The sequence below is a fragment of the Blastococcus carthaginiensis genome (assembly GCF_030731085.1).
Lineage (GTDB): Bacteria > Actinomycetota > Actinomycetes > Mycobacteriales > Geodermatophilaceae > Blastococcus > Blastococcus carthaginiensis.
Genome location: NZ_JASNFN010000010.1, coordinates 155,650 through 182,330, shown reverse-complemented (window position 1 = coordinate 182,330; position 26,681 = coordinate 155,650). Strand labels below are relative to the sequence as shown.

Genomic DNA, 26,681 nt, shown 5'->3' with positions numbered 1-26,681 from the left:
GCAGGTACCGCGGGAGGATGGTCGCCATGCCCGATCTCGCCGCTGCGCTCGCTGCCGGACCGGTCGTGCTGGACGGCGGCCTGTCCACCGAGCTCGAGGCGCGGGGGCACGACGTCTCCTCCGCGCTGTGGTCCGCCCGGCTGCTGCGCGACGACCCGGCGGCGGTCGTGGCCGCGCACGCCGCGTTCGCCGCGGCCGGCGCCCAGGTGGCGACGACGGCGAGCTACCAGGCGACGGTCGAGGGGTTCGCCGCCGCGGGCGTGGGCGCGGCCGAGGCGCGGCGGCTGATCGCGTCGTCGGTCGCGCTGGCCCGGGAGGGGCAGGGCGAGGGCTGGGTCGCGGGCTCGGTCGGCCCCTACGGCGCGATGCTCGCCGACGGCTCGGAGTACACCGGGGCCTACGCGGACCCGGTTGGCGTCGCCGCGCTGCGCGCGTTCCACCGGCCGCGCATGGAGCTGCTCGCCGAGGCCGGGGCCGACGTGCTCGCCTGCGAGACGGTGCCCGCGGCTGCGGAGGCCGAGGCGCTGCTGCTGGAGGCGCAGGCGCTCGGCGTGCCCGTGTGGCTGTCGCTGACCACGGTGGTGGACGACGACGGCGTGGTCCGCACCCGGCGGGGCGAGCCGGCGTCCGAGGTGTTCGCGATGGCCGCGGACGTCGACGCCGTGATCGCGGTCGGCGTCAACTGCACGGCGCCGACCGCCGTCGGCCCGGCGGTGACCCAGGCGTCCCGCACCGGGAAGCCGGTCGTCGTCTACCCGAACAGCGGCGAGGGCTGGGACGCCGTCGCGCGGGGGTGGACCGGCAGCCCGGGGATCGCCCCGGACGCCGTCCCCGGGTGGATCGCGGACGGCGCGCGGCTGGTCGGTGGCTGCTGCCGGGTCCGGCCGCAGCACGTCGCCGGCCTCGCCCGCGCACTGCCCTGATCGACGCGTGCGGTACCGCGGGAGCGGGAGGGACGTCCCCGGCGCGGAGCCGGTGGTAGACGTTGCCACCATGATCCTGCCGGCGGTCCGGGACCCCCGATTCGTGACCATCCGCCGTGGCGGGACCCTCACCGACGCCGATCACCACCTCCTCGCCCTGTGGGCGGCGTCGTGCGCGGAGCACGTCCTCGAGCTCTTCGAGGCGGTGCGTCCCGACGATCACCGGCCTCGTGCGGCGATCGAGGCCGCCCGCGCCTGGACCCGCGACGAGACCGCGATGATGCGGGCCCGTGCAGCCGGAGGCCACGCGATGGGCGCGGCCAGGGACCTGCGCGGGGCAGCGCGGTACGCCGCCTACGCCGCCGGGCAGGCCGGTGCGGTGGCGCACGTCGCGGCGCACGAGCTCGGCGCCGCCGCCTACGCCATCAAGGCGGTGCGTGCGGCGGCGCCCGACGGCGGGAGCGACGCCGCGGGGCGGGCCGAGTGCCGGTGGCAGCGGGACCGGCTCCCCGAGGCGATCCGCGCCCTCGTCCTGGACGACCAACGGATGCGGAACGAGATCTGCTGGTCCGTCTTCGACTGCTGAGCGGCCGCCGCAATGATCAGGTGACCTGATCACGAGGGGTCCTGGCTCACGACCGGTGCTGAGCCAGGACCCGGAACGATCAGGTCACCTGATCATCGAGGTGAAGTCACAGGATGGGGCGGCCGCCCGTGACGGCGACGCGGGCCCCGGAGACGTAGGACGCCGCGTCGCTGGCCAGCAGCACGTACACCGGCGCCAGCTCGGCCGGCTGCCCCGCCCGCCCGAGCGGGGTGTTGCCGCCGAAGCTCTCCACCTTCTCCTCGGGCATCGTCGAGGGGATCAGCGGCGTCCAGATCGGTCCGGGCGCGACGCTGTTGGCCCGGATGCCCTTCTCGCCGTACAGCTGCGCCAGCGACGCGGTGAAGTTGGCGATCGCTGCCTTGGTCATGGCGTAGGCGATGAGCTGCGGACTGGGGTTGTCGCTGTTCACCGACGACGAGTTGATGATCGAGGCACCCGACCGCATGTGCGGGAGCGCGTCCTTGCAGAGGGTGAACATCGCCGAGAGGTTCGTCGCGAGCGTGTGGTCCCACTCCTCGTCGCTGATCTCCTCGAGCGAGTCGTGGCTCATCTGGAACGCGGCGTTGTTGACCAGGACGTCGATCCGGCCGAACTCCTCGACCGCCTTCGGGATGATCGTCTTGGCGTGCGCCCGGTCGGAGATGTCCCCCGGCACGAGCACGCACTTCCGACCGGCCTGCTCGACGTACTTGGCGGTGTCCTGCGCGTCCTCGTGCTCGTCGAGGTAGGAGATGAGGACGTCGGCACCCTCGCGGGCGAAGGCGATCGCGACGGCGCGGCCGATCCCGCTGTCGCCGCCGGTGATCACGGCGACCTTGCCGGTCAGCTTCCCGGAGCCCCGGTAGCTCTCCTCGCCGTGGTCGGGCTTCGGCGTCATCTCGCCGAGCGTGCCCGGGGTGCTCTGCTGCTGGGCGGGCTGGGAGTCGGGACGGGGTTCGGACACGGGTCCACCTTCCTGGTCGGGATCGGCTCGCGGCGGGGGCGGCCTACCCGCCCTCCCGCACCCGGAACCGCGACGGACCCGGACGCCGGACCCGCACAGCACACGACCCGGGCGGGAGGGGAGGCGCAGGTCGGTGTGCACCTCTCCTCCCGCCCGGGTCGGGAGACCGTGATCTTCTCAGGCGGCGCGCGCCACCGGGCTGTGGGCCGCCGCGGCGCCGAGCGGCACCCAGCGCATCTCGAGCCGGCGACGGCCCGCGGGGTCGGTCACAACGGTCCACCGGCATTCCGGGCAGAAACGCTCATGCATGGTCTCAGCCACCTTCCGTTCACCTGTTGTTCACCTTCCTCTCCGGTTACGGCGCATGTCACACACATCCGGAGGTTCCGTTACCGGATCGTTATCGTCTGCTGGACACGGAGGCGACCCCGGCCCTGGGTCCGGGGAAGCGGAAGCCCGTCGGGCACGCTGGTGCACCTGATGACCACGACCGCCGCCCCTCCCCTGCTCGAGGACCCCGCCGACCTCACCGCGCTGCGCGCGACCGGTGGCGACCCCGACGCGCTGTTCGCCGCCTTCGCCGCCTGGGCCGAGGCCCGCGGCACCGTGCTGTACCCGGCCCAGGAGGAGGCGCTGATCGAGCTGGTCAGCGGCGCCAACGTCGTCCTGGCGACGCCGACCGGTTCCGGCAAGTCGCTGGTCGCCACCGGTGCCCAGTACGCGGCCCTGGCCGCCGGTCGGCGCAGCTACTACACGGCGCCGATCAAGGCCCTGGTGAGCGAGAAGTTCTTCGCGCTCTGCGGGGTGTTCGGCGCGCAGAACGTCGGCATGCTGACCGGCGACGCCGCGGTCAACCGGGACGCCCCGATCATCGCCTGCACCGCCGAGGTGCTCGCCAACATCGCGCTGCGCGAGGGGCCGGCGGCCGACATCGGACTCGTCGTCATGGACGAGTTCCACTTCTACGGCGACCCCGACCGCGGTTGGGCCTGGCAGGTGCCGCTGCTGGAGCTGCCGCGGGCGCAGTTCCTGCTGATGAGCGCCACCCTCGGCGACGTCACGTCGCTCCGGGAGGACCTGACCCGCCGCACCGGCCGGCCCACCGCGCTGGTGGCCAACGCCGTCCGCCCGGTGCCGCTGCACCACTACTACGCGACGACGCCGATGCACGAGACCATCCAGGAGCTGCTGGAGACGAAGCAGGCGCCGGTCTACGTCGTCCACTTCACCCAGGCCTCGGCGCTGGAGCGGGCCCAGGCGCTGATGAGCGTCAACGTGTGCAGCAAGGAGGAGAAGGCCGCGATCGCCGACATGATCGGCGGGTTCCGCTTCTCGTCCGCCTTCGGGACGACGCTGTCGCGGCTGGTCCGCCACGGCATCGGGGTCCACCACGCCGGCATGCTGCCCAAGTACCGGCGGCTGGTGGAGCAGCTGGCGCAGGCCGGGCTGCTCAAGGTCATCTGCGGCACCGACACCCTGGGCGTGGGCATCAACGTGCCGATCCGCACCGTCGTCTTCTCCGCGCTCTCCAAGTACGACGGCACCCGCACCCGGCTGCTGCAGGTTCGCGAGTTCCACCAGATCGCGGGGCGGGCCGGCCGGGCCGGCTACGACACCGCCGGCACCGTCGTCGTCCAGGCGCCGGAGCACGAGGTGGAGAACCTCAAGCAGTTCGCCAAGGTGGCCGACGACCCGAAGAAGCGCCGCAAGCTGGTGCGCAAGAAGGTGCCCGAGGGCATGGTGCCCTGGAGCGAGTCGACGATGAACCGGCTGGTCGAGGGGGAGCCCGAGAAGCTGACCAGCCACATGCGGGTGACGACGGCGATGGTGCTCGACGTCGTCGACCGGCCGGGCGACCCGTTCGCGGCCATGCGCCGGCTGCTCACCGAAAACCACGAGCCGCGCACGAAGCAGCTGCGGCTGATCCGCGACGCCATCGGCATCGCCCGCTCGCTGCTGCAGGCCGGCGTCCTGGAGCGGCTGCCCGAACCCGAGCCCGACGGCCGCCGCTACGACCTGACCCTCGACCTCCCGCCGGACTTCGCGCTCAACCAGCCGCTGTCCACCTTCGCGCTCGCCGCCATCGACCTGCTCGACCCGGAGTCGGACACGTACGCCCTCGACGTCGTCAGCGTCATCGAGGCCACCCTCGACGACCCGCGCCAGATCCTCGCCGCGCAGCTGAACAAGGCCAAGGGCGAGGCGGTGGCGCAGATGAAGGCCGAGGGCATCGAGTACGACGAGCGGATGGAGCTGCTCGAGGAGATCAGCTACCCCAAGCCGCTGGAGGAGCTGCTCGGGCACGCCTACGACGTCTACCGGCAGAGCAACCCGTGGGCCGCGGACGCGTACCTGTCGCCGAAGTCGGTGGTCCGGGAGATGTGGGAGCGGGCGTTCACCTTCCGCGAGCTGGTCAACACCTACGGCCTCACCCGGGCCGAGGGTGCGGTGCTGCGCTACCTCTCCGACGCGTTCAAGGCGCTGCGCTCGGGCGTGCCCGCGGCGGCGCGCACGGAGGAGGTCACCGACCTGGTCGAGTGGCTCGGCGAGCTGGTGCGCCAGGTCGACTCCAGCCTGCTCGACGAGTGGGAGCAGCTCACGAACCCGGACGACGGCCCGGTGGCCGAGGTCGCCGTTCCGGCGCGGCCGCGGCCGCTCACCGGCAACGCGCGGGCCTTCACCGCGATGGTGCGCAACGCGCTGTTCCGCCGGGTCGAGCTGTGGGCCCGCCGCCGCTGGTACGACCTGGGCGAGCTCGACCAGGGCTCCGGCTGGGACGCCGAGCGCTGGGGCGAGGTGGTGCAGGCCTACTTCGCCGAGCACGACGAGGTGCGCACCGGCGGCGACGCCCGCGGCCCGGCGCTGCTCATCTGGGACAAGACCGAGCCGGGGATCTGGCGGGTGCGGCAGATCGTCGACGACCCCGCGGGCGACCACGACTGGGGCTTCGACGTCGAGGTCGACCTGGAGGCCTCCGACGAGGAGGGCGCGGCGGTGATCCGCCTGGTCGACGCCGGCCGCAAGGACTGATCCGCCGACGCTGGCGCAGGCATCAGCGCAGCGGCACCGCCGCCCCGGCCACCGCCTCCAGCAGGTCCAGCGCGGTGGCGAGCATCCGGCCCTCGACGTCGCAGGTCGGGTCCCAGGAGGCGAGCGCGCCGGACACGACCGGCATCCGCGCGGCGGTGGCTGCCAGCACCGCGCGCACCTGCTCCGCGGTGAGACCGTCGTCGGCGGCGTAGGTGTTCGCCGGCGCGATCGACGGGTCGTGCACGTCGAGGTCGACATGGAAGTGGACGGCGTCGACCCGCGTGGCCAGCGCGTCCAGGGCGTCCTCGACCGCCCGAAGGACCCGCGCCCTCGCGGGAGGTAGCCAGGTGACCCCGGAGTCGTGCAACACCTGCAGCTGGGCCTCGGTCAGGTCCCGGGCGCCGACCAGCAGGACGTCGCGCTCGGGCAGAGGCCGGAACCCGGAGATGCCCGCCGCCAGCGCGGTCCAGCAGCGCCCCACGGCGATCGCCAGGCCCTGGCCGTCGAGGAACCCGGAGGTGTCGGTCTCGGGGGTGTTGAAGTCGCCGTGCGCGTCGAGCCACACGAGGCCGATCCGGCGGGCCGTGCCGGTCAGGGCCGCCAGCACGCCGAGGGTGGTGTTGCAGTTGCCGGCCAGCAGGACGGGCACCTGTCCGACGGCGAGCGCCTCGGTGGCCGCCGCGGCCACCAGCCGGTGCAGTTCGAAGGCGGTGCGCAGCTCGGCGTTCCACGGCGACGCCGGTTCGACCACCTCATCGATGACCTCGTGACCGGCGGCCCGCAGCCGGTCGGCCGCTCCGGCCGCAGCCAGGGCGGTGGGCCCGGCCCCCATCCGGCGGTCGCGGTGCCCGGAGTCGTACGGCACCCCGAGCAGCCGGACGGGGGCCCGCACGAGCGTCACGGACCCAGTCTCCCGGGAGCTCCACCTCCGCGCTCGCCCGCGCGATGCAGCGCCGCGACCCGCCGGTTTCCGCACGCGGCCGATCTCGGGGACACTGCTCGCGGTATTCCTCCTCGTCGCCCCAGGTCCCTGCTCTCCCGGCTGCTCGCCCGTCGACGGGCGACCTCCGACCGTCCCGCCAAGGAGCCCGTATGACCGTCCTCGTCGGTTTCGTCCCCACCCCGGAGGCCCGCGCGGCCCTCGACGCCGGCATCGCCGAGGCCGCGCGCCGCGGCGAGGGGGTCCTGGTGCTCAACTCCTCGCGCGGGGGCGCCCCGGTCAGCGTCGAGGTCGCCGACGAGGACACGCTCCGCGACATCACCGACCGGGCCGAGCGGGCGGGTGTCGCGGTCGAGGTCCGGCAGGGCACCCGTGAGGGCGAGGTGGCCGACGAGGTGCTGCGCGTGGCGCGGGAGGTCGACGCCTCGGTGATCGTGATCGGGCTGCGCAAGCGTTCCCCGGTCGGCAAGCTGCTCATGGGCAGCAGCGCCCAGCGGATCCTCCTCGACGCCGACCGCCCGGTCCTCGCCGTCAAGCCTTGAGCCGGGCTCCGGTGTGACCGGATCGACGCCCCGCGCGCGAGCGGGGGCCGTTCCCGGCGTGCCAGTCTCGTCGGGATGGACGCATGACGGGCGGGGAGATGGTGGCGGTGGCCGCCGCCGGGTTCGCCGCCGGCGGGATCAACGCCGTCGTCGGCTCGGGCACGCTGGTCTCCTTCCCGGTGCTGCTCGCCGTCGGCCTCCCACCGGTGCCGGCGACGATCAGCAACTCGCTGGGGCTGGTCGGCGGGAACCTGACCGGCGCGATCGGCTACCGGCGCGAGCTGCGCGGGCAGGGGCGGCTGCTGCTCGGCTTGATCCCGGCGTCCGTCCTCGGGGGCCTGACCGGCGCCTTCCTGCTGCTGCACCTGCCCGCGGCGGCCTTCGAGGCGGTGGTGCCGGTGCTGATCGCCGTGGCCGTCGTCCTGGTCGCCGTGCACCCGCTGGTCAAGCGCCGGATCGCCCGGCGGCACCCTGACGGCGCCCCCGAGCTGCGCATCGGGACGGGACGGCGGGCCGCCCTGTTCGGCACCGCCTACCTGACCGGCACCTACGGCGGATACTTCGCGGCCAGCCAGGGCGTCATCCAGATCGGCCTCTTCGGGCTCCTGCTGCGCGAGCCGCTGCAGCGGCTGAACGCGCTCAAGAACGTGCTGACCCTGACGGTGAACGGCGTGGCGGCGGGCGCCTACGTCGTCGTCGCGACCGACCGGGTGGTGTGGTCCGCGGCGGGGCTGCTGGCCGCCGGCTCGCTCGTCGGCGGGTACGTCAGCTCCCGCTACGGCCGGCGGCTGCCCGAGCCGCTGCTGCGGACGGCGATCGTCGTCCTCGGCGTGGTCGCGATCGCGGTGCTCCTCAGCCGGTGAGCGTGCCGGAGTTCCTCCTCCTCGTCGCCGCCGGCGTGGGCGCCGGGCTCACCGGCAGCATCGCCGGGCTGGCCTCGCTGGTGAGCTACCCCGCGTTGCTGGCCACCGGGCTCCCGCCGGTGACCGCCAACGTCACCAACACCGTGGCCCTGGTGCTCAACGCGATCGGATCGGTGAGCGCGTCGCGGCCGGAGCTGCGCGGCCAGGGGCGCCGCACGGTGCGCCTGGCCGCGGGCGCGGTCCTGGGCGGCGCCGCCGGTGCCGCGCTGCTGCTGTCCACCCCGTCCGAGGCGTTCGAACGCATCGTCCCCTGGCTCGTCGCCGGGGCCTCCCTCGTCCTCCTGCTGCAGCGCCCACCGCGGGCCCTCGCCGCCCAGGGGATGGCGGCGAGAGGTGCCGCCCCGGACCCGCGGTGGCTCCCGCTGGGCACCTTCGCCGTCGCCGTGTACGGCGGGTACTTCGGCGCGGCCGCCGGCGTGATGATGCTCGCGCTGTTCCTGCTGACGACCGGCGAGGGGCTGGCCCGGAGCAACGCGCTGCGGAACGTCGTGCTCGGCCTGGCCAACACGGTGGCCGCCGTCGCGTTCGTGCTGCTCGCGCCCGTCGTCTGGTCCGCCGCGCTGCCGCTCGCCCTCGGGCTGTTCGCCGGCGGCCGGCTGGGGCCGCGCGTGGTGCGCCGAGCCCCCCAGACGCTGCTGCGCCGGCTCATCGCCGTCGCCGGGCTGGGGCTCGCCGTCCACCTGGGCGTCCAGGCCTACTCCTGAGCCGCCCCGCCGTGCGCCGGTCTCGAGCCGACCGGCGCACGGCTACTCAGCGGGCGACGTAGGCGGACAGGAAGAGCACGAAGGCGCTGGTCAGCAGCAGCAGCCGGGCGGGGGTCAGCCCGTTCACCAGCCCCGCCGTCGCCTCCACCCACTGCGGGCGCACCCCGGCCTCCCGGGACCGCTGGCGCACGATGCGCACCTCGTCGGCGAGCAGCACGCCGGCGGCGCCGAGCAACCCGAGGCCGAGGACGGCGAACGTCAGCGACAACCGGTCGGCGAAGGTCTCCGCCGACCCCGCCAGCAGCAGGACGGCGACGAGCCCGAGGAACAGGCCGAGGAGGCCGCCGGCCACCGGCGCCCAGGGGCCCATCACCGTCATGGGGCCGCGCCGCGGCTTGCGGGGTGCCGGGCGCACACCCACCGGGGCGGTGGCGTGCCCGGTGGGTGGCGCGTTCCCCCCCGCCACCGGGGTCGGCTCGGGCAGGGGCGGCACCGGCGCGGCCCCCGGCGCCCCGGAGGACGTGGCACCACCGGACGTGCCGCTCGGCGTGGCACCGCCGGACGCGGATCCGGCGCCGTCGGGCCCGGGCGCGGGCAGGGACATGGTCTGGTCGCGTTCGCTCATCGCACTCACCTCACCGGCCACGCTAGGCACACCCGCCCCCAGCGGGGCGCAGGACACCCCGCGCGGTCGACGTGGGTCATCCCTCACGCCCCCGGGATGCCGGATCGCAGGTCAGCGGGTAACCGGCCGCGCGCAGCCGGCCACCGCCGCGCCTACAGCAACCGGCGGCTCCCCGGGCGCACCACCCGCAGCCAGCGGTGGCCGTAGCCGTCCAGCGCCAGCTCCGCCGAGCCGTCGTCGGCGACCGTCGCAGCACCCTCCTCGAGCAGGTCGTGCAGCCCGGCCCCGGCGCAGTCGGGCAGCTGCAGGGGCACCGTGCAGGGCTCGGCCCCGAGGTTGTGGAGGGCGACCAGCGCGCCGTCGTCCCAGGTGCAGCGGTGCGCCAGCACGGCCGCGTGCGGCTGCTCGAGCACCTCGAAGCTGCCCCAGCCGAGCTCCGGCGACTCGCGGTACCGGCGGACTAGCAGCTTGACGTAGGACAGCAGCGAGTCCGGGTCCCGCCGCTGGTCGGCGACGTTGACGAACTCCGGCGAGAAGCCGCCGCTGACCACCGGCCCCGGCAGCCGGTCGGGGTCCGCGGTGGAGAAGCCGCCGTTGACCGAGTCGTCCCACTGCATCGGCGTCCGCACCGCCAGCCGCCCGTCGGCCGAGAGCTCCTCCCCCATGCCGATCTCCTCCCCGTAGAACAGCACCGGGGTGCCGGGGAGGGAGAACATGAGGCTGTAGACGAGCCGGATGCGCCTGGGGTCGCCGGCCAGCATCGGCGGCAGGCGCCGGCGCAGCCCGCGGCCGTAGACCTGCATCCGCTCCTCCGGCCCGAAGGCGGCGAAGACCTCCTGGCGCTCGTCCTCGGAGAGCTTGTCGAGGGTCAGCTCGTCGTGATTGCGCACGAACGTCGCCCACTGCGAGTCGGGGTTGACCTGCGGCCGGGCCTGCAGCGCGGTGGTCAGGGCGCCGGCGTCGCAGCGCGCCAGCGACAGGTACATCGCCTGCATGCCGACGAAGTCGAACTGCATGGTCAGCTCGTCGCCGTCCGGACCGCCGAAGAACTGCACCTGCTCCTCGTAGGGCAGGTTCACCTCGCCCAGCAGGACCGCCGGCCCCGTGCGCCGGGTGAGGAACTGGCGCAGCGAGCGCATGTACTGGTGCGGCTCGGGCAGCCGCTCGTCGTCGCCGCGCCGGGTCTCGAGGAAGAAGGGCACCGCGTCCACCCGGAAGCCCGACAGCCCCAGCTGGAGCCAGAAGCCCATGATCTTGGCGACCTCGTCGCGGACCGCGGGATTGGTGACGTCGAGGTCGGGCTGCTCCTTGTAGAAGCGGTGCAGGTACCACTCCCCCGTCTCCTCGGTGCGCGTCCAGATGCTGTCCTCCTGGTCGGGGAAGACGACCTGGTCGCTGGTGTCCGGCGGCTCGTCCGCGCGCCAGACGTAGAAGTCGCGGTACGGGGCGTCCGTGGCGGTGCGCGCCGACTCGAACCACGGGTGGTGGACCGAGGTGTGGTTCACCACGAGGTCGGCGATCACCCGGATGCCCCGGTCGTTCGCCGTCCGGATCACCTCCACCAGGTCACCGAGGCTGCCCAGCCGCGGGTCCACGGCGTAGAAGTCGGTGATGTCGTAGCCGTCGTCGCGCTCGCAGGTCGGGTAGAAGGGCATCAGCCACAGGCAGGTGACGCCGAGGTCGGCCAGGTGGTCGAGGCGCTGCGCCAGGCCCGCGAAGTCGCCGACGCCGTCGCCGTTCCAGTCCAGGTAGGTCTCGACGTCGAGGCAGTAGACGACGGCGGTCTTCCACCAGAGGTCGCTGGTGTCGCTGATCCTCACGGCGCCGGCACCGGCTCGACGTGCGGACGGCGGTTCTCCGCCGGTCCGGGGGGGTCGATGGCGGCCACCGGGCCGGGGCGCTCGAGGTCGAACTGGGGCAGCACCCGCCCGCCGAACGCGTCCAGGAACGGGCGCTGCTCCTTGCCCACGTGGTGCAGGTAGACCTGGTCGAAGCCCAGCTCCAGGTACTCGGCGATCCAGGCCGCGTGCTGCCCGAGGTCGGCGGAGATCCGGACGGGGCCGTGCATGTCCTCGGGTGCCACGTGCGCGCTGGCCTGCTCGAACGCCTCCGGGCTGTCGAGGTCCCAGCACAGCGGCGGCGGGAAGACGTTGCTCCGCCACTGGTCGTGCGCGATCGCCAGTGCCCGGTCGGGGTCGGGATCCCAGGCCACGTGCACCTGGACGGCGAGCGTCCCCTGCCCGCCGGCGTCCCGGTAGGCGGCGATCATCTCGCGCAGCTTGTCGTGCGGCTGGTTGATCGTGACCAGCCCGTCGGCCCAGTCGGCGCCGTTGCGGGCGGTGGCCACGCTGACGGCGGGGCAGACCAGGGCCGGCTGGGGGTCGGGCAGCGTGTAGATGGCCGCCCGGTCGACGGTGACCAGCCCGTCATGGCTGACCAGCTCCCCGGCCAGCAGCCGGCGGATCACGTCGACGCACTCGCGCAGCCGCGCGTCCCGGACCGCCTTGCGCGGCCAGGTGCCGCCGGTGACGTGCTCGTTCATGGCCTCGCCGCTGCCGAGCGCCACCCAGAACCGCCCGGGGAACATCGCGCCGAGGGTGGCGATGGCCTGGGCGATGACCACCGGGTGGTACCGCTGGCCGGGCGCGTTCACCGCGCCGAACGGCAGCGACGTCGTCGCCATCGCCGCGCCCAGCCACGACCAGGCGAACCCCGACTCCCCCTGCCGCGGGTTCCAGGGAGTGAGGTGGTCGGAGCACATGGCGGCGGTGAAGCCGGCCGCCTCGGCGTGCCGGACGGCGTCCAGCAGCGCGGCGGGGTGGACCTGCTCGTGGGAGTTGTGGAACCCGATCACCGGCATGGCCGATGCCTACCGCAGGACCGGCGGGTCGGCCATGCGGGAGGGACGGGTCAGGCCCCGTCGGCCACGGCGGCGTGGTCGGTCGGCGCGAGCAGGAGCAGCTCGGCGTCCTCGGCGGACAGCGGCGCGGCGAAGAGGTACCCCTGGGCCAGGTCGCACCGGGCCGCGCGCAGCTGCTCGCGCTGGAGGTCGAGCTCGACGCCCTCGGCGACGATCTCCAGGTCCAGCGTGCGGCCGAGGTCGATCAGGCCCCGGACGATCGGGGGCAGCGACGCGCCGTCGATCGTGGCGATGAACGAGCGGTCGATCTTCAGGACGTCGACGGTGAACTGGCGCAGGTAGCTGAGCGAGGAGTACCCGGTGCCGAAGTCGTCGAGCGCCAGACGCACGCCCAGGGCGCGCAGCGCGGCGAGCTGCCGGGCGGCGACCTCGGGGTCGCGCACCAGCGCCGTCTCCGTCACCTCGAGCACGAGCGCCCCGGCCGGGAGCCCGCTGGCGGCGAGCGCCGCGGTGATCTGCTCCACCAGTTCGGGCGAGGCCAGCTGCACCGCCGAGACGTTCACCGCCATCGTCAGGTCCCGGGCCCCGGGGTGCCGGCGGCGCCAGCCGGCGGCGGCCGCGCACGCCTCCCGGAGCACCCACGCGCCGATCTCCTCGATCAGCCCCAGGTCCTCGGCGACCGGCACGAAGCGGTCGGGCGGGATGCTCCCGAGCACCGGGGAGTGCCAGCGCAGCAGCGCCTCGAAGCCCACGACCCGGCCGTCGGCCAGGTCGACGACCGGCTGGTGCACCAGCGACAGCTCCCCGTTCGCCAGGGCTCCCTGCAGCTGCGCCTCCAGCGTCCGCTGCTCGACCACCGCGGCGCGCATCGCCGGGTCGAACACGACCACGCGGGCACGGCCGCCCGTCTTCGCCGCGTACATGGCGATGTCGGCGTCCCGCACGAGCGAGTCGCTGGTCGCCCCCGCGTCGGCGAGGGCGATCCCGATGCTGCCGGAGACCGACACGGGCTGCCGCTCGACGAGCACCGGCCGCGCGAGCGCGGTGAGCACCCGCTGCCCGGCCGCGAGCGCCTCCTCCAGGCCGGCGGTCTCCTCCAGCAGGAGGGCGAACTCGTCGCCCCCGAGGCGGGCGAGCGTGTCGCCCTCGCGCACCGTCGCGGCCAGCCGGTCGGCCACCCGGCGCAGCAGCACGTCGCCCGCCTGGTGGCCCAGACTGTCGTTGACCGCCTTGAACCCGTCCAGGTCCAGGTAGAGCACCGCCGCGGTACCGCCGTGCCGTGCGTTGTGCCGCAGGGCCTGCTCGACCCGCTCGGTGAACAGGGTCCGGTTCGCCAGCCCGGTGAGCGCGTCGTGGAAGGCCTGGTGGGCCAGCGTCTGCTCGGCGCGCTTGCGCTCGGTGATGTCGGTGGCGTGGACCACGACCCCACCGACGTCGGGATCGGCGGAGAGGTCGACCAGCCGCACGCCGAGCCAGCGCTCCTCTCCCCCGCACCGGCGGGCCAGCTCGGCGCTGACGACCGCGCCCTCGGCGGCCACGGCCCGGGCGAACACCGCCCGCGCGGCGGCGAGGTCGATCCCGGCGTCGCGGGCGAGCTCGGCGACGGCGGATCCGGGGGGGAGCGCGACGTCGAGCAGGCCGGCCAGCTGCGCCGGGGTGGTCAGCAACCGGCCGGTCCGCTCGACGACGACCACGGCGTCGGACGAGTGGGCGGCCAGCGCGGCGTTGCGCCGGGCCTGCGCCCGGACGAGCGCGCGCGCCTCGGTCTCGGCCCGGAGCAGCCGCGCCGTGCGGACGAACACGAGCACGACCAGCACCAAGGAGGCACCGAACACGGACTTCGGCGTGTGCTCGGTACCGCGCAGGTCGTGCACCAGCTCGATGCCGGCGGGGACGAGCAGCGCCGCGAGGCAGACGGCCAACCGGCAGAGCCCCGCGCGCTCGGGCTCCGGGGCCGCGGCCCCGGGGCGGCGGACGGTGCGGCTCCGGGCCGCCACCGCGAGCAGCACCGCGCCCACCATCCACCCGGAGTTCAGCAGTGCCGGCGGCGCCTCGTGGTCGGCGGTGAGCAGGTAGCCGACGTCGGAGGCCAGCCAGCAGCCGGCCCCGGCGGCGACCGCGAGCGCACCGCGGTTCCGGCCGTTGCCCGCCACGAGCCGGAACACCAGCCCGATCAGCGCCGCGTCCAGCGCGGGGTAGAACCCCCACAGCAACCGCGCGAGCAGCGGCTGGGAGGTGTCGGTGAGCGTCTCGGCCATCGTCAGGTCCCACATGACGAGGAGGACGGCGACGAACACCACCACCGCGTCCACCCAGCCGTCGAAGCGGTCGCGGGCGCTCTGCCCGGCGACGCCGGCCATGCTGGTGAGCGCCGCCGCGAGCGCCACGTAGGAGCCCAGGTAGGCGACGTCGGCCACCGAGACGTCGACGGCGAACCCGTGGCGCTGCAGGACCTCCCACAGGAGGTCGCCCACCGCCGACAGCGTGATGCCCAGGGCGATGAGCACCCGGGCCGCGCGGCCGGGCCCCGGGCCGGTCCCGGCCCACGCGACGGCGGCGGCCAGGTGGACGACCGCCAGGTACAGGACCAGGGACCACGGCGTGCCCTCGAGCCCGAGGTGCACGCCGACGAGCGCGCCCACGGCGACCAGCCCGCCGCCCCAGCGGACGAGCGGGCCGGAGCCTCGCCGGGCCACGTCGCCCATCGCCACCGCCTCCCGATGTCCTGGACGTCCTCGGCGCACGGGCGGCCCCGCTGAAGCCGCACCACCGGCGCACCGCCCCCGACGGGTGACAGCGGCGGCGGCCCGCGACGAGACCGGGACCACGTCCCTCCCGGCTGCGCGCCGGGGCCCGCGCGGCGAGGATCGCGGGGTGACGACGAAGCCGACGACCGACGGATGGGGCATCGATGCCAGCTGGCTGGACGCGCTGGACGAGGAGCACCAGGTAGCCCACGAGACGATCGAGAAGCTGCGCGCCGTCATCGGCGAGCCGCCGGCCGACCTGGAGGAGCGGGCGCCGATCGTCGCCCGCCCCGGTGACGCCCTGGAGGTCGACGAGGCCGACGTCGTCTGCGAGGACGGCGAGGTGCGGCACATCGACGGCGAGCTGCCGCCGGACTTCCCGCTCGGCTACCACTGGCTGCAGGCGCCCGAGGGCCCGCGTCGCCGGCTGATCGTCTCCCCGGGGCGGTGCTGGCTGCCCGAGGACCGCGCCTGGGGCTGGGCGGTGCAGCTGTACGCCACCCGCAGCCGGGAGAGCTGGGGCATCGGGGACCTCGGCGACCTGCGCACCCTCCGGCAGATGGCCGCCGACCAGGGCGCCGGGTTCCTGCTCATCAACCCGCTGCACGCGGTCGCGCCCCTGGCCACCCAGGAGGCGAGCCCCTACCTGCCGGCCACCCGGCGCTTCCGCAACCCGCTCTACCTGCGGGTCGACGAGGTCCCCGGCGCCGACACCGTCGACCTCGAGGCCGACGCCGGGCGGGCGCTGTCCGAGGGGGCGCTGATCGACCGGGACGCGGTCTGGGCCCGCAAGCGCGAGGTGCTCATGCGGATCTTCTTCGCCCACGGCGGCGGGGAGGCCTTCACCCGCTGGCGGGAGGAGCAGGGCCGCACGCTGCAGGAGTGGGCGACGTGGGCGGCGATCACCGAGGAGCACGGCGCCGACTGGCACACCTGGCCCGAGGAGCTGCGCCGCCCCGACGCGCCGGCCGTCGCCGCCTACGCCGAACGGCACGGTGCGGTGGTGGCGTTCCACGCCTGGCTGCAGTGGGCGCTGGAGCTGCAGCTCACCGCTGCGGCCGCCGGCATGACCGTCATCCAGGACCTGCCGATCGGCTTCGCCGGCGGCGGCGCCGACGCCTGGGCCTGGCAGGAGGTGCTGGCCGACGGCGTGAGCGTCGGCGCGCCCCCGGACGCGTTCAACTCGGCCGGCCAGGACTGGGGCTCCCCGCCGCTGATCCCCTGGCGGCTGCGCGATGCCGACTACGAGCCCTTCGTGCAGTCCATCCGGGCCACCATGGCCGGTGCCGGGGGGCTGCGGATCGACCACGTCATGGGGCTGTTCCGGCTGTGGTGGGTCCCCGCCGGGGGCAGCGCGGCCGACGGCGCCTACGTCCGCTATCCGGCGGAGGACCTGCTGAACATCGTCGCGCTGGAGAGCCACCGCGCCGGCGCCCTGGTCGTCGGGGAGGACCTCGGCACGGTGGAGGACGGCGTCCGGGAGGCGATGGCCGAGCACGGCCTGCTCTCCTACCGGCTGCTGTGGTTCGAGGACGACGAGCCCGCGGCGTGGCCGGCCGAGGCGATGGCCGCGATCACCACGCACGACCTGCCGACCGTGGCGGGCCTCTGGACCGAGGCCGACGTCGACGAGCAGCGGGAGCACGGCACCGGCACCGAGGAGGAGCTCGAGCGCGGCCGCCGCTCGCTGCTGGCCCACCTGCCGGGGCTCTCCGACGACGCGACGGTCGAGCAGGCGGTGGAGCAGGCGCACGCCCTGCTGGCGACGGCGCCGTCGATGCTGCTCTCGGCGACGCTGGACGACGCGGTCGGCGAGCAGCGCCGGCCGAACATGCCCGGCGCCGGGGACCGGCCCAACTGGTCGCTGCCGCTGCCCGTGCCGGTCGAGGAGCTGCCGGGTCACCCCCTGCTGCAGACGGTGGCCCGCACCCTGGCCGAAGGGGTCCGGAAGGGCTGACACGGCACCGGCGCGGGCCCTCCTGCTAAAGGACCCGCGCCGGCGCGCGTCAGGGACGGGAGCGGATCAGGACTCCACGCCCTCCTGCTCCGCGGTGCCCTGCCCGCGGCCCTGGTCGAGCCGGTCGGTGCCCGGCCCGCCGACGAGCACGTCGCTGCCGTTCCCGCCGTCCAGCCGGTCGTCGCCGAAGCCGCCGGAGAGCACGTCCTCGCCGTTCTCACCGGCGATCCGGTCGTCGCCGGCGCCGCCGCAGATGACGTCGTCGCCGTTGCGACCGCGGATCTCGTCGTCGCCGCCGAGCCCCATGATCACGTCCCGGCCGTTCGTGCCGCTGAGGAGGTCCTTCCCCTCGGTGCCCCGGACGGTGGGCAGCAGGCCCTGGCAGCGCTCCTCCAGGTCGATGCCGAGCACCAGCGGGTCGTGGTCGCTGGACCGGTACGGGTCCGCCGCGTACAGCGCCGGGTCCCCGTAGTACTGGTAGGCGAAGGACTCGACCGCGTTGATGTTCCAGTGCGTGACGCCGGTGACCTTCGCCGTCAGCTCGGCCGTGGCCAGCGCGTGGTCCAGGGAGCCCGACATGTCGTCGAACACGTAGCTGTACGAGCCCTCGTCGAAGCGCAGCCCCAGGTCGGTCCACCCGGCGTCCTCGAGGAGCTGGATCGGGTCCTCCTGGGTGTAGGCGTTGAGGTCGCCCATGAGCACGACATCCTGGTCGCCGGTGGACTCCCGCAGCTCCGCGGCGAACTGCGCCAGCGACGCCGCCTGCCGGACCCGGTCGCCGTTCCAGGCACCCTGGCCGTCGCCGGAGTCCACGTTGTCGCCGGTCGGCTCACCGGGGCTCTTGGACTTGAAGTGGTTGGCCACGACGGTGAACGCGTCGCCGTCCTTCACGAACGTCTGGGCGATCGGCTCGCGGGCGTTGTCCCAGACCTCCTCGTCGACGAGGCCGGCCGGCTCGCCCACCGGGAGGACGACGTCGTCCTGGTAGATGATCCCGTTGCGGATGACGTCGCGGTCGACGCCGTAGAGCTCGTCGGGCAGCGGGACGTGGTCCCACTTGTCGTAGCCGGCGGCCGCGTTGAGCCGGCCCACCAGGTCGGCCAGCGCCGTGTCCGCGTTGCCGGGGCTGTAGCCGCTGGAGTCGGTGTCCTCGATCTCCATGAGGGTGACGACCTCGGCACCGAGGGCCTCGATGGCCGGCACGATCTTGTCCGCCTGCAGCTCGAGCTGCTCGGCGCTGCGCGCACCACGACCTGGCTCCCCGAAGGTCAGGAAGTAGTTCAGCACGTTGAACGCAGCGACCTGGATGTCGCCGCCCACCGCCTCGGGGGCCTCCGGCCGGGTGTTCTGCGGCGCGAAGACGCCGTCGGCGGTGCCGTCGGCCGGCTGCAGCCGCCACTGGTCGAAGCCGTAGCCGAGGACGAGCGGCTCGATCAGCTCGAGCTCGTCACCGACCCGGACGGGCGTCTCCGGCGAGAGGTAGGGCGCGGTCCTGACGGTGACCCGCTCGCTCACGCCATCGTCGAGGACGATCCGGCGCAGCGTGTTCCCCGTGGCGATCGCCTCGGCCTCGGCGGTGCCGGGCCGGGCGAGCTCGGTCGGCTGCACCAGCAGGCCGCCTTCGGAGAGGGTGAGCTCGCCGAACCTGGTCAGGTCGAAGACCTCGCTGACGGTCAGCGTGTCGACCGGCGCGACGAGCATGCCCTCGAGCCGTTCGCGCTCCTCGTCCCCGGCGGGCAGGTCCAGCGGGGCGGCGCCCGGCAGGTCGCCCGCCGTGCCCTCGGCGCAGACCGCGGCGTCCTCGAACGCGGCGATCTGGGTCTGACCGAAGCGCTCCTGGGCCTGGCCGGTGACGGCGACGGTGTCGCCGAGGTCGACCGCGACGTCGCTGAACACGAAGACGCCGTCGGAGGTCGCGGCGTCGCCGTCGCCGTCGGCGTCCTGCAGGTGGAACCCGCCGAAGCCCTCCAGATCACCGACGACGACGCCGCGGACGGTGACCTGCTGGCCGGCGAGCGGGGACTCCGCGCCCGGGCCCTGGACCGCCCCGATTTCGTGCGTCGGCGTGGTCGCGCAGACGTCGACCGGCTCCTCGGGCTCCGGGTCGGTGGTGCCCGCGGGGTTGACGGCGCCCTTGCTGGCGCTCACCGGACCGCTCCACACGAGGGCGTCGGCCGTCGCGTCGTAGGTCCGGGACAGGGACTGCCCCTCCCGCTCGCTCCCGGCCTCGCGAACGCCGATGTCGGTGCTCGTCAGACCTTCCGCCGGGCCACCGACGGCCGTCATCGTGCCCTCGTACGAGAGGAACTCGAGCACGTCGGTGCCGCGGACAAGGGCGATCCCGTCCGGCCCACCGTTCTGGATGCCGTTGCTCGGGTAGTCGACGACCGCGACGGCCGGGGCGTCCGCGGGAGCGGTCACCACCGGGAGCGCGTCGGTGTCGTAGACCGCGTCGCCGTTCCCGTTGTAGAGGACGACGGCCAGACCGTCGGAGCTGGTGCCGGCGGGCAGGTGCACCTCGACGAACTCGCCGGTGTCGGTGCCGTCGTCGTCGTAGTGGATCTCGGAGATGAACGGGGCGGTCGGCGGCGCCGCCGAGGCGGAGGCGGGCAGGCCCACCACGGCCACGGAGGCGGCGAGCGTGCCGAGGGCAGTACGGCGCGCGAGGACGCGCGGACTGCCGATGCGTACGAGCACGGAGGAGTCCTTCCGGACGGACGGTGAGACGCCGTGACCGTAGGTCGAACGGGTGACGGGGCCAACCACGCAAGGTGACATCTCGGCGACCAGATGCTTGATATGTGATCCCTGTCACACATTGCCGCCTGCGCTACTCCTGGTTCACATGTCGGTGTGACGCTCCCCGGGCAAGCTCCCCCAACGACCCCGGAGCGTCATGTCTCTGAACCACCTGCGCCGCGGCACCGTCGTGGCGACCGTGGCCGTCGCCACCCTGGCCGGCGGCACCATGGCGGGGACCGCCACCGCCGCGCCCGCCCAGGAACCCCGCCCCGACTTCACCCTCACGCTGCTGCACGCCAACGACCTCGAGTCCGCGCTGCTGCCCGTCACCACCGAGGACGGCGCCACCTACGGCGGGGCCGACCGCTTCGTCGAGCTGATCCGGCAGCAGCAGATCCTGGCCCTGACCGGCCCGCGGGCCGAGGGGACGGCGAAGAAGCGGGGCGTCGTCACCGTCTCGGCCGGCGACAACTTCCTCCCCGGGCCCCAGCTCGCCGCCAGCGAGGAGTCCGGGCGCCGCATCTACGACGCCACCGCGTTCAACGCGGCGCGCTTCGACGTGTCGATCCCCGGCAACCACGACTTCGACCTCGGGCCGGACTTCTTCGCCGAGTGGATCGGCGACCTCCGCCCGCAGACGACGATCGTGTCGGGCAACCTCGGCTTCGAGGACGAGCCGGCGCTGCTGGCCCGGGTGACCGACGGCACCATCGTCACTTCGCACGTGGTCAAGGAGCGCGGGGAGCAGATCGGCTTCATCGGGCTCACCACGCCCGATCTGCCCACCCTCACCAGCTCCCGCGGCGTGACCGTGGACCCCGACCTCGCCGCCATCGCCAACGCCCAGGCCGCCGCCTACGCGGCCGCCGGCGTCGACAAGGTGGTGCTCGTCTCGCACCTGCAGGACATCGACAACGAGCTGGCCCTCGCCGCTCAGCTCAGCGGCGTGGACGTCATCATCGGCGGCGGCGGGCACGAACTGCTCGCCGACCCGGGTGACCCGCTGGTCCCGAACGGGGTCGAGCCGTACGGCTCCTACCCGCTGACCCCGACCGACGCCGACGGCGAGGTCGTCCCGGTGGTCACCACGAACGCGCTCTACACCTACGTCGGCCGGCTGGTCGTCACGTTCGACGCGGCCGGGGAGCTCCTCACGGTGCACGACGACGTGTCGCGCCCCATCCCGGTGATCGCGGAGGGCCCGGACGCCGTCGCGCCGAACTACGCGGTGAACCGGCAGGTCGTCCGGCCGGTGCAGGAGTACGTCGAGGACCTCGCCGAGCAGGTCGTGGCCACCTCGGAGGTCGACCTCAACGGCATCCGCGACGACGTCCGCAGCCGGGAGACCAACCTGGGCAACCTGGTCACCGACGCCCTGCTGGCCGCCGGCCAGCGGGAGGCGGACGCCGCCGGCGTCGCCGCCCCGGTGGTGGCGCTGCAGAACGGCGGCGGCATCCGCAACGCCACGGTGATCCCGGCCGGCGAGATCACGGCGCTGGACACCTACACGGTGCTGCCCTTCGCCAACTTCGTCGGCGTCGCCCCGGCCATGCCGGTCGAGACGTTCATCGCCGGCGTCGAGCACGGCCTCTCCGGCGACGTCACCGGCGGGGTCCTGCAGCCCGCGGGCTCCTTCGCGCAGGCCGCCGGCTACCGGGTGAGCTACGACCCGGCGCAGGAAGCCGGCTCGCGGATCGTCGACCTGGTCCTGGACGACGGGACCGTCCTCGTGGCGGACGGCGTGCCGACCGGTGACTTGGAGACCCTCTCGGTCGCCACGATCGACTTCCTGCTCCGCGGCGGCGACGGGTATCCCTTCGCGGGGGTCGACTTCACGGTCCTGCCGGTGACCTACCAGGAGGCCTTCGAGACCTACCTCGTCGAGGACCTCGGCGGCGTCGTCAGCGCTGCGGACTACCCCGTCGGCGGCGAGGGGCGCATCACCCCCGTCTCCTGACGCAGCACGCCGGACGGGCGCCCTCCGCGATCACCGCGGAGGGCGCCCGTTCGGCATCCGGCGGCCGGTGCGCCGTCGAACGTGTGTTCGACCGGCGTGCGAGACTGCTCCCGTGGCGGGCGGGATGAACCGGGGGCGCGGCGGTCGCTCCCTGGGTGAGCGTGCGGCGGACTCGGGGGTCGTGCCGGAGTTTCCCCATCCCCCGCTGCCCGGCCCGTCCCCCCGGCCCGCCGTCGCCGGCCACCCGGCGGCCACCGGGGACGGCGGCGAGGGGCGGCACTGCTGGGTGCACGACCCGCCGGAGGCGCCGGGCACCTGGCCCGGCCTCCTCGTGGAGTGGCGCCAGCGGGGCGGCGCCTGGCAGGGGCGGGTCACCTACGCGGTGAGCGGCCCGCACGGTCCGGCGCTCGTGGAGGCGTGGTTGCCGGCGGCCCGCCTCGAGCCCCGGTGACCACCGTGCCCGGTTAGCGGGGTGGGGGGGGGGGGGGTGGGGGGCCCCCCCCCCCCCCCCCCCCGCCCCCCCGACCGGAGGACGCCACGATGACCGGCCCCCAGGACACCCCCAACCTCGACGACGTCATGGAGCCGCAGGAGCACCCGACCCGCGACCGCACCCAGCACGCCAAGGACCCGCACCCCGCCGACGAGGTGCTCGAGCACCGCACCGAGCAGGAACGGCAGGCCGTCGGCTCCGACGACGCCGACCCGGCGGGTGCAGACCTGCACTCGGCCACCGACTGACCCCGCGGGTGCCCCGGCCGGCGGCGCCGACGCCGCCGGCCGGCCGGCCGCCGTCCGTGCTCACCGCGGGCGGCTGGGACGATGGCTGCCGTGACGTCCAACCGCCTCCGCTGGGGCGCGCTCCTGTGGGTGCTGACGCTGCAGTTCTTCGTCGTCGAGGCCGTGGCCCAGGCCCGTTACACCGGCCCGTACACCCGGGCCGACGACGTGATCAGCGCCCTGGGTGCCGCCGACTCCCCGGCCCGGCAGCTCATGAACGCCTCGTTCGTCGTCCAGGCGGCGCTGATCCTCGGCGGGGCGCTGCTGCTGCTGCCCGTGCTACGCGGTGGTGCGGCCCGGGTGGTGCCGGCGCTGCTCGGCGCCGCGGCGCTGGGCGTGCTGCTGGTGGGGGTCTTCCCCACCGACGGCAACAGCACCGCGCACGCCGTCGGCGCCGTCCTGTACCTGGCGGGCGGCGCGCTCGGGCTGGTCGCCCTCGCCTACGCCGTCCGGCCGCTGTCCGAGGTCATGGGCACCGTCGTGGTGCTGCTGGGCATCGTGGCGACGGCCGGGACGATCTTCTTCCTGACCGGCGTCACCCGGTACCTCGGCGAGGGCGGCATGGAGCGCGCCGCCGCCTACCCGTTGCCGATCACCCTGGCCCTGACCGGTGCCGCCCTGTGGTGGCTGGGGCGGGGCGGCGACCTCGCGGCAGCGGAGTCGTCCCGCCGCGCCGAGCGCGAGCGCGAGCAGGCGCGGCTGGCCGAGCAGGCCCGGGCGCGCGATGCCGCCCTGGAGTCCGCCGCGGGCGGCGACCGCCGCACCGGCGCGACCGCCGCAGGGCGCTCCGGCACCGGCGCCGACGGGTCGCCCGCCGACGACGCGGACACCGATCCCGAGGACCCGTGGGCCCCTCCGCGCCCGCGCGGGTGAGCGGTCAGCCCGTCGGCCCGAACCGCAGGACGTCGCGCACGGGGCGCAGGCCGCTGACCGCCGGGTCCGCCGGTCCGCCGGGTCCGCCGGTCCCCCGTCCGCGGGCCTACCGCCGGCCGACCGCGCCCGCGTGGGCGGCGGGCGCACCAGCCGCCGGCACCAGCGCCGGCCGGGACCGCCGGCGGGACACCGCCACACCGGCCAGGCAGACCACGCCCCCGACCACGGCGAGCAGCGGCGGCGTCTCGCCGAGCAGCAGCCAGCCGAGCAGGATGACCAGCGGCGGCACCAGGTAGGTCGTGACGCCGAGGCGCCCGGCGTCCATGCGCGAGAGGGCGTAGGCCCACGTGCTGAACGCCAGCGCGGTGGGGACCACGCCGAGGTACACCAGACCGGCGACCGACCCCGCGGGCGCGGTGCCCAGGTCGGCCACCAGCGCCCCGGCCCAGGGCAGGCAGGCCGCCGCGCCGATGGCGCACGCGGTGAAGGTGACCTGCAGCCCCGGCAGCCGCCGCAGCAGCGGCTTCTGGGCCACCACGCCCACGGCGTAGGTGACCGCGGCGACCACGCAGAACACGACGCCGACCAGGTCGGCCTCCGCGCCGCGGGTCGCCAGCCCGATCAGCAGCACACCCCCGAAGGCCACGGCCAGGCCGACGACCAGCCACCGGGGGAAGCCCTCGCCCAGCAGCAACCCGGCGAGCACGGCGATGAGGACCGGCCCGATGTTGACCAGCATCGCCGTCGTCCCGGCGTCGAGGTGCTGCTCCGCGGCGTTCAGCGCGAGGTTGTAGACGGCGAACCAGCCGAGGCCGCAGACGGCCAGCAGCCGCCACTCGCCGGCCGTCGGGCGCACCCAGCCCCGGCGGGTGAGGAGCAGCCCCAGCACCAGCGTGCCGACCAGCAACCGGCCGAGCGCCAGTGCGCCGGGCGAGAGGTCCTCACCGATCGCGCGGATGCCCACGAAGGCCGATGCCCACGCGAGCACGGTGACGACGACGGCGAGCAGCGTGCGGCCGTCCGGGGGCGCGGTGGTGGTCACGCCCGGGACCCTAGGGGCGCCCACCGACAGGGCTCCGGCGGTTTCCGGCCGTGGCACGCGGCTGGCACCCGAGCTGCGGATGCGGGCAGGAACGCTGCGGTCCCGCGGCCGCCAGACCTCAGCCGTGCAGGTGCTCGGCCCAGGTGCGGCGACCGCGCGCCCCCCGCGCGGGAACAGCCGCTCCCTCGCGCAGCGCGGCGCCGAGCCGGCCCGGCACGGGGGTGGCGATCACCCGGGCGCCCGGCGCGCGCACCGCCGCCCAGGCCCGCGCGAGGTCGGCCACCGAGTGCTCCTCGGGGCCGCCGAGCTCCACCACCCCGCCCGAGGGCGCGGCGGCCACGACCTCGACCAGGTGGGCGGCGGCGTCCGCGACGTCGACCGGCTGCGCCCGCCAGCCCATGGGCACCGGCAGCAGGGGCCCGCGGCGCGCCGTCGCGAGCAGTTCGTCGACGAACCCGTGGAACTGGGTGATCCGCACCAGCGTGACCGGCAGCCCCGACGCCAGCAGCACCTGCTCGGCGGCGTACTTCGCGCGGTAGTAGGACAAGGGCACCCGGTCCACCCCGACGATCGAGACGAGCACCAGGTGCGGCGGGCGGGACCGGTCGACCGCCTCGACCAGCCGCCGGGTGCCGGCGACGTCGACCTCCCACGGGTTCCCCCGGGGGTCGCTGGCCGCGTGCACCACGACCTCCGCGCCCGCCACCGCGTGCGCCAGGTCGCGCCCGGTGGCGAGGTCACCCCGCACCCCGCCAGGACCGGCGCCCCGGCGGGACATCGACCGCACCTGGTGCCCGGCATCGCGCAGCTGCGGGACCAGTTCCTGCCCGAGGCGGCCGGTGCCGCCGGTGACGAGTACCTCCACGGGTGCAGTGTGCCGGTGCAGCCCACCGTCCCGGCGTGGTGCCGCTCTCATCTCAGATACGAGATAACGTGAGCCGGTGACGCTCACCGACCAGCCCGCCGACGAGGCCGTCCGGCGGATCGGGGCGCTCGTCCGCGACGCCCGCCGCCACCGCGGCCTCACCCAGCAGCAGCTCGCCGAACGGCTGGGCACCAGCCAGAGCGCCGTCGCGCGCATCGAGCAGGGCAGCCAGAACCTCACGCTGGAGTTCCTCGGGCGGCTCTCCGCCGCGCTCGACAGCGAGCTGATCCGGCTCGGCCCGGCCGGCCCGGCGCACCTCCGGGTCACCGGTGGGCACCCACTGCGCGGCCGGGTGGCGGTGAAGTCGTCCAAGAACGCCGCTGTCGCCCTGCTCTGCGCGTCGTTGCTCAACCGGGGCCGCACCACGCTGCGCAACGTCTCCCGGATCGTCGAGGTCGAGCGCATCCTCGACGTGCTCCGCTCCATCGGCGTCGCCGCCACGTGGGACGAGCACGGGCACGACCTCACCCTCGTCGTCCCCGAGGAGCTCGACCTCGACGGCATCGACGCCGACGCCGCGCGGCGCACCCGCAGCATCATCATGTTCCTGGGGCCGCTGCTGCACCGGGCCCGCTCGTTCCGGCTGCCGTACGCGGGCGGGTGCGACCTGGGCACCCGCACGGTGCAACCGCACATGATCGCGCTGCGCCCGTTCGGTCTCGCCGTCGAGGCGCACGCCGGCGAATACCAGGTCGGGGTGGACGGCCCGGCGGCCGCCGACCGCACCATCGTGCTGACCGAGCGCGGGGACACCGTCACCGAGAACGCGCTGCTGGCCGCGGCCCGCACCGACGGCACCACGACCATCCGCAACGCGAGCTCGAACTACATGGTCCAGGACCTCTGCCTCTACCTGCAGCTGCTGGGTGTCGGCATCGAGGGCATGGGCTCGACGACGCTCGTCGTCCGTGGGCGGCCGGTGCTCGACGCCGACGTCGACTACACGATCAGCGAGGACCCGGTGGAGGCGATGAGCCTGCTCACCGCCGGCATCGTCACCGGCTCGGAGCTGACGGTGGCCCGGGCGCCGGTGGACTTCCTCGAGGTGGAGCTCGCGGTGCTGGCCGAGATGGGGCTGCGCTACGAGCTCTCCGCCGAGTACCTGGCCGACAACGGGCACACCCGGCTGGCCGACATCACCATCCACCCGTCGGAGCTCAAGGCGCCCCTGGACAAGGTGCACCCGATGCCCTTCCCGGGGCTGAACATCGACAACCTGCCGTTCTTCGCGGTCATCGCCGCGCAGGCTCAGGGGTCGACGCTCATCCACGACTGGGTCTACGACAACCGGGCGATCCACCTCTCCGACCTCACCCGGCTCGGCGCCGACGTCCGCCTGCTCGACCCGCACCGGGTGCTCGCCACCGGCCCCACCCGCTGGCGGGCCGCCGAGGTGGTCTGCCCGCCCGCGCTGCGTCCGGCCGTCTGCATCCTGCTGGCCATGCTGGCGGCGAAGGGCACGTCGGTGCTGCGCAACGTCGACATCATCGCCCGGGGGTACGAGCAGCTGTACGAGCGCCTGGTGGAGATGGGCGCCGACATCGAGGTCTTCCGCGACTGA

21 protein-coding genes are annotated in these 26,681 nt (G+C 74.7%); 12 read left to right on the top strand and 9 right to left on the bottom strand.

Annotated features, from left to right (window positions below; all coding sequences use genetic code 11):
- The first annotated feature begins 26 nt into the window (after positions 1–26).
- Together mmuM and QOZ88_RS10355 are read left to right on the top strand one after the other, a co-directional pair.
- On the top strand, positions 27–923 hold the full coding sequence (gene mmuM / locus QOZ88_RS10360; protein ID WP_305999701.1) for a homocysteine S-methyltransferase: 897 nt from the start codon (positions 27–29) through the stop codon (positions 921–923).
- A gap of 103 nt (positions 924–1,026) precedes the next feature.
- On the top strand, positions 1,027–1,509 hold the full coding sequence (locus tag QOZ88_RS10355) for a putative immunity protein (RefSeq protein WP_305999700.1): 483 nt from the start codon (positions 1,027–1,029) through the stop codon (positions 1,507–1,509).
- Between the two features lie 106 nt (positions 1,510–1,615).
- Here QOZ88_RS10355 and QOZ88_RS10350 read toward each other — a convergent pair whose 3' ends face one another.
- Positions 1,616–2,473: an SDR family oxidoreductase gene (locus QOZ88_RS10350; protein WP_305999699.1), complete on the bottom strand. Its 858-nt coding sequence runs from the start codon at positions 2,471–2,473 to the stop codon at positions 1,616–1,618.
- Positions 2,474–2,953: 480 nt separating this feature from the next.
- Between QOZ88_RS10350 and QOZ88_RS10345 the strand changes: the two genes are divergently transcribed.
- Positions 2,954–5,503, top strand: coding sequence for a DEAD/DEAH box helicase (locus QOZ88_RS10345; RefSeq protein ID WP_305999698.1), 2,550 nt, complete (start codon positions 2,954–2,956; stop codon positions 5,501–5,503).
- A gap of 22 nt (positions 5,504–5,525) precedes the next feature.
- On the opposite strand, the gene QOZ88_RS10340 is transcribed toward QOZ88_RS10345, so the two are convergent.
- Positions 5,526–6,404: an arginase family protein gene (locus QOZ88_RS10340; RefSeq protein ID WP_305999697.1), complete on the bottom strand. Its 879-nt coding sequence runs from the start codon at positions 6,402–6,404 to the stop codon at positions 5,526–5,528.
- 191 nt (positions 6,405–6,595) lie between these two features.
- On the opposite strand from QOZ88_RS10340, the gene QOZ88_RS10335 reads away from it, so the two are divergent.
- From QOZ88_RS10335 to QOZ88_RS10325, 3 genes are all read left to right on the top strand, one after another.
- On the top strand, positions 6,596–6,985 hold the full coding sequence (locus QOZ88_RS10335; protein ID WP_305999696.1) for a universal stress protein: 390 nt from the start codon (positions 6,596–6,598) through the stop codon (positions 6,983–6,985).
- Between the two features lie 83 nt (positions 6,986–7,068).
- On the top strand, positions 7,069–7,848 hold the full coding sequence (locus QOZ88_RS10330) for a sulfite exporter TauE/SafE family protein (RefSeq protein ID WP_305999695.1): 780 nt from the start codon (positions 7,069–7,071) through the stop codon (positions 7,846–7,848).
- Positions 7,845–8,612, top strand: coding sequence for a sulfite exporter TauE/SafE family protein (locus tag QOZ88_RS10325; protein WP_305999694.1), 768 nt, complete (start codon positions 7,845–7,847; stop codon positions 8,610–8,612). The genes QOZ88_RS10330 and QOZ88_RS10325 overlap by 4 nt, the downstream gene beginning before the upstream one ends.
- 46 nt (positions 8,613–8,658) lie before the next feature.
- Here the strand turns inward: QOZ88_RS10325 and QOZ88_RS10320 are convergent, their stop codons facing one another.
- The 4 genes from QOZ88_RS10320 to QOZ88_RS10305 form a co-directional block, all read right to left on the bottom strand.
- Entirely contained in the window at positions 8,659–9,237 is a 579-nt protein-coding gene (locus QOZ88_RS10320) for a hypothetical protein (protein ID WP_305999693.1), read from the bottom strand.
- 152 nt (positions 9,238–9,389) lie between these two features.
- Positions 9,390–11,057: an alpha-amylase family protein gene (locus QOZ88_RS10315; protein ID WP_305999692.1), complete on the bottom strand. Its 1,668-nt coding sequence runs from the start codon at positions 11,055–11,057 to the stop codon at positions 9,390–9,392.
- Entirely contained in the window at positions 11,054–12,097 is a 1,044-nt protein-coding gene (locus QOZ88_RS10310; RefSeq protein ID WP_305999691.1) for a TIGR03885 family FMN-dependent LLM class oxidoreductase, read from the bottom strand. The genes QOZ88_RS10315 and QOZ88_RS10310 overlap by 4 nt, the downstream gene beginning before the upstream one ends.
- 50 nt (positions 12,098–12,147) lie before the next feature.
- Positions 12,148–14,802: a putative bifunctional diguanylate cyclase/phosphodiesterase gene (locus tag QOZ88_RS10305; protein WP_305999690.1), complete on the bottom strand. Its 2,655-nt coding sequence runs from the start codon at positions 14,800–14,802 to the stop codon at positions 12,148–12,150.
- 169 nt (positions 14,803–14,971) lie between these two features.
- Here QOZ88_RS10305 and malQ point away from each other — a divergent pair, with 169 nt between their 5' ends.
- A complete protein-coding gene (gene malQ / locus QOZ88_RS10300) occupies positions 14,972–16,801 on the top strand; it encodes a 4-alpha-glucanotransferase (RefSeq protein WP_305999689.1) in 1,830 nt (609 codons plus the stop codon).
- A 66-nt stretch (positions 16,802–16,867) separates the two neighbouring features.
- Here malQ and QOZ88_RS10295 read toward each other — a convergent pair whose 3' ends face one another.
- Entirely contained in the window at positions 16,868–19,498 is a 2,631-nt protein-coding gene (locus QOZ88_RS10295) for an ExeM/NucH family extracellular endonuclease (protein ID WP_305999688.1), read from the bottom strand.
- A 199-nt stretch (positions 19,499–19,697) separates the two neighbouring features.
- Between QOZ88_RS10295 and QOZ88_RS10290 the strand changes: the two genes are divergently transcribed.
- The 4 genes from QOZ88_RS10290 to QOZ88_RS10275 all read left to right on the top strand — a co-directional run bounded on the left by QOZ88_RS10290 (position 19,698) and on the right by QOZ88_RS10275 (position 23,153).
- Positions 19,698–21,500, top strand: a complete 1,803-nt coding sequence (locus QOZ88_RS10290; protein ID WP_305999687.1) for a bifunctional metallophosphatase/5'-nucleotidase — start codon at positions 19,698–19,700, stop codon at positions 21,498–21,500.
- Between the two features lie 181 nt (positions 21,501–21,681).
- Entirely contained in the window at positions 21,682–21,951 is a 270-nt protein-coding gene (locus QOZ88_RS10285; RefSeq protein ID WP_305999686.1) for a hypothetical protein, read from the top strand.
- A gap of 89 nt (positions 21,952–22,040) precedes the next feature.
- Complete coding sequence (locus QOZ88_RS10280) at positions 22,041–22,241, top strand: hypothetical protein (RefSeq protein WP_305999685.1); 201 nt, start codon at positions 22,041–22,043, stop codon at positions 22,239–22,241.
- A gap of 81 nt (positions 22,242–22,322) precedes the next feature.
- Positions 22,323–23,153, top strand: a complete 831-nt coding sequence (locus QOZ88_RS10275) for a DUF998 domain-containing protein (protein ID WP_305999684.1) — start codon at positions 22,323–22,325, stop codon at positions 23,151–23,153.
- A 106-nt stretch (positions 23,154–23,259) separates the two neighbouring features.
- Here the strand turns inward: QOZ88_RS10275 and QOZ88_RS10270 are convergent, their stop codons facing one another.
- Positions 23,260–24,195, bottom strand: a complete 936-nt coding sequence (locus tag QOZ88_RS10270; RefSeq protein ID WP_305999683.1) for a DMT family transporter — start codon at positions 24,193–24,195, stop codon at positions 23,260–23,262.
- 118 nt (positions 24,196–24,313) lie between these two features.
- Positions 24,314–25,060: an SDR family oxidoreductase gene (locus QOZ88_RS10265; protein WP_305999682.1), complete on the bottom strand. Its 747-nt coding sequence runs from the start codon at positions 25,058–25,060 to the stop codon at positions 24,314–24,316.
- A 76-nt stretch (positions 25,061–25,136) separates the two neighbouring features.
- Here QOZ88_RS10265 and QOZ88_RS10260 point away from each other — a divergent pair, with 76 nt between their 5' ends.
- Positions 25,137–26,681 (top strand): UDP-N-acetylglucosamine 1-carboxyvinyltransferase, encoded by a 1,545-nt coding sequence (locus QOZ88_RS10260; RefSeq protein ID WP_305999681.1) that lies wholly within the window; start codon positions 25,137–25,139, stop codon positions 26,679–26,681.

What these genes read in the sequence shown, in the direction of transcription:
- QOZ88_RS10330 (WP_305999695.1), top strand. Translation starts at nt 7,069, where the DNA reads ATGACGGGCGGGGAGATGGTGGCGGTGGCCGCCGCCGGGTTCGCCGCC.
- QOZ88_RS10305 (WP_305999690.1), bottom strand. Translation starts at nt 14,802, where the DNA reads ATGGGCGACGTGGCCCGGCGAGGCTCCGGCCCGCTCGTCCGCTGGGGC.
- QOZ88_RS10290 (WP_305999687.1), top strand. Translation starts at nt 19,698, where the DNA reads ATGTCTCTGAACCACCTGCGCCGCGGCACCGTCGTGGCGACCGTGGCC.
- QOZ88_RS10320 (WP_305999693.1), bottom strand. Translation starts at nt 9,237, where the DNA reads ATGAGCGAACGCGACCAGACCATGTCCCTGCCCGCGCCCGGGCCCGAC.
- mmuM (WP_305999701.1), top strand. Translation starts at nt 27, where the DNA reads ATGCCCGATCTCGCCGCTGCGCTCGCTGCCGGACCGGTCGTGCTGGAC.
- QOZ88_RS10335 (WP_305999696.1), top strand. Translation starts at nt 6,596, where the DNA reads ATGACCGTCCTCGTCGGTTTCGTCCCCACCCCGGAGGCCCGCGCGGCC.
- QOZ88_RS10310 (WP_305999691.1), bottom strand. Translation starts at nt 12,097, where the DNA reads ATGCCGGTGATCGGGTTCCACAACTCCCACGAGCAGGTCCACCCCGCC.
- QOZ88_RS10275 (WP_305999684.1), top strand. Translation starts at nt 22,323, where the DNA reads ATGGCTGCCGTGACGTCCAACCGCCTCCGCTGGGGCGCGCTCCTGTGG.
- QOZ88_RS10280 (WP_305999685.1), top strand. Translation starts at nt 22,041, where the DNA reads ATGACCGGCCCCCAGGACACCCCCAACCTCGACGACGTCATGGAGCCG.
- QOZ88_RS10345 (WP_305999698.1), top strand. Translation starts at nt 2,954, where the DNA reads ATGACCACGACCGCCGCCCCTCCCCTGCTCGAGGACCCCGCCGACCTC.